The sequence below is a fragment of the uncultured Gelidibacter sp. genome (assembly GCF_947500795.1).
In the GTDB taxonomy this organism is placed as follows: Bacteria; Bacteroidota; Bacteroidia; order Flavobacteriales; family Flavobacteriaceae; genus Gelidibacter.
Window position 1 is genome coordinate 2,501 of the sequence record NZ_CANMTE010000010.1, and the last position, 2,547, is coordinate 5,047.

Annotated in this window: 2 tRNA genes and 2 rRNA genes (1 of these 4 running past the window's edge); all 4 read right to left on the bottom strand. The window is 47.2% G+C overall.

Annotated features, from left to right (window positions below):
* Positions 1-397 (bottom strand): 23S ribosomal RNA (locus Q0947_RS15115) (it extends 2,423 nt beyond the left edge of the window).
* A gap of 230 nt (positions 398-627) precedes the next feature.
* Positions 628-704, bottom strand: a tRNA-Ala gene (locus Q0947_RS15120).
* Between the two features lie 83 nt (positions 705-787).
* Positions 788-861: transfer RNA gene (locus tag Q0947_RS15125), tRNA-Ile, on the bottom strand.
* Between the two features lie 83 nt (positions 862-944).
* Positions 945-2,462 (bottom strand): 16S ribosomal RNA (locus Q0947_RS15130).
* Together the 16S and 23S rRNA genes with 2 tRNA genes alongside form the textbook arrangement of a ribosomal RNA operon.
* Positions 2,463-2,547: the final 85 nt, after the last annotated feature.

Here is a 2,547-nt window from a genome sequence, read left to right on the forward strand (position 1 = left end):
CTACTCAGGATACCACTATCTACGCATTCTTTACCTATACCGGGCTATCACCGTCTCTGGCCCCTCTTTCCAAAGGGTTCTAGTTCATCCTGCATCGAATGTCGTGGTCCTACAACCCCGATATTGCCGTAACAATACCGGTTTGGGCTAATCCGCGTTCGCTCGCCACTACTTACGGAATCACTTTTGTTTTCTTCTCCTCCGGGTACTTAGATGTTTCAGTTCTCCGGGTTTGCTTCCTTTCGGATACCATATCTTCAATATGGTGGGTTGCCCCATTCGGATATCTGCGGATCAATTTGTATGTGCCAATCCCCGCAGCTTTTCGCAGCTTATCACGTCCTTCATCGCCTCTGAGAGCCTAGGCATTCCCCATACGCTCTTATGTAGCTTATTGTACTTTTGTCTTTTAATGAGTTTTGCAATCAGTCAAAAAGCTCGTAAACTCTGACTGACTACGTGTTACTTGATAAGATCTTGCGATCTCATCTGTAATATTTTTTATGTATCTTTTTTCAATATGTCAATGAACGTTGCAATCTCCAAATCTATTGGAGATCTCATTTTGGGCCTGTTTCAATCAGATTGACAGCTTCCCTTATGAGATACCCACTTCCGTGGGTACTTTGGTGGAGAATATCGGAGTCGAACCGATGACCTCCTGCGTGCAAGGCAGGCGCTCTAGCCAGCTGAGCTAATCCCCCAATTTGAAATTCAGAATTTTTGAATTCAGAATTACGAATTTAGAACTCTCTAGCTTCCAGAATTTCCTTTTTATAGTAGTTAGTAGTCTCAGGCAGACTCGAACTGCCGACCTCTACATTATCAGTGTAGCGCTCTAACCAGCTGAGCTATGAGACTCTACTATAGTATATTATTAAATCAACAGCAAAAGAACAAATCACTCTTTTTCCAAACCCTTCCCAATGGCCGTCTTTCTCTAGAAAGGAGGTGTTCCAGCCGCACCTTCCGGTACGGCTACCTTGTTACGACTTAGCCCTAGTTACCAATTTTACCCTAGGCCGCTCCTTACGGTGACGGACTTCAGGCACTCCCGGCTTCCATGGCTTGACGGGCGGTGTGTACAAGGCCCGGGAACGTATTCACCGGATCATGGCTGATATCCGATTACTAGCGATTCCAGCTTCACGGAGTCGAGTTGCAGACTCCGATCCGAACTGAGATAGGTTTTATAGATTCGCTCCTGGTCACCCAGTGGCTGCTCTCTGTACCTACCATTGTAGCACGTGTGTAGCCCAGGACGTAAGGGCCGTGATGATTTGACGTCATCCCCACCTTCCTCACAGTTTGCACTGGCAGTCTTGCTAGAGTTCCCGACATTACTCGCTGGCAACTAACAACAGGGGTTGCGCTCGTTATAGGACTTAACCTGACACCTCACGGCACGAGCTGACGACAACCATGCAGCACCTTGTAGATTGCCCGAAGGAAAGTCTATCTCTAAACCTGTCAATCTACATTTAAGCCCTGGTAAGGTTCCTCGCGTATCATCGAATTAAACCACATGCTCCACCGCTTGTGCGGGCCCCCGTCAATTCCTTTGAGTTTCATTCTTGCGAACGTACTCCCCAGGTGGGATACTTATCACTTTCGCTTAGTCACTCAGGCCGAAGCCCGAACAACTAGTATCCATCGTTTACGGCGTGGACTACCAGGGTATCTAATCCTGTTCGCTCCCCACGCTTTCGTCCATCAGTGTCAATACATTATTAGTGATCTGCCTTCGCAATCGGTATTCTATGTGATATCTATGCATTTCACCGCTACACCACATATTCTAACCACTTCATAATGATTCAAGATGACCAGTTTCAAAGGCAATTCTACAGTTGAGCTGCAGGATTTCACCTCTGACTTAATCATCCACCTACGGACCCTTTAAACCCAATGATTCCGGATAACGCTTGGATCCTCCGTATTACCGCGGCTGCTGGCACGGAGTTAGCCGATCCTTATTCTTACAGTACCGTCAAGTCCCGACACGTCGGGGTGTTTCTTCCTGTATAAAAGCAGTTTACAACCCATAGGGCCGTCTTCCTGCACGCGGCATGGCTGGATCAGGCTTGCGCCCATTGTCCAATATTCCTCACTGCTGCCTCCCGTAGGAGTCTGGTCCGTGTCTCAGTACCAGTGTGGGGGATCCCCCTCTCAGGGCCCCTATCTATCGCGGTCTTGGTAAGCCGTTACCTTACCAACTAACTAATAGAACGCATGCCCATCTCTCACCCATAAATGTTTAATACAGTCCCAATGCTGGAACTGCATACTATGCGGTATTAATCCAAATTTCTCTGGGCTATCCCACTGTGAAAGGTAGGTTGCATACGCGTTACTCACCCGTGCGCCACTCGTCAGCCACCGAAGTGCTGTTACCGTTCGACTTGCATGTGTTAGGCCTGCCGCTAGCGTTCATCCTGAGCCAGGATCAAACTCTTCATCGTTAATTTTTTTGAACTTATAGTTCAGTACTTTTCAACGACCAAAGGAAATTTAATGTTTGGTACTCAAAATGGTTTGTTCTTTTTT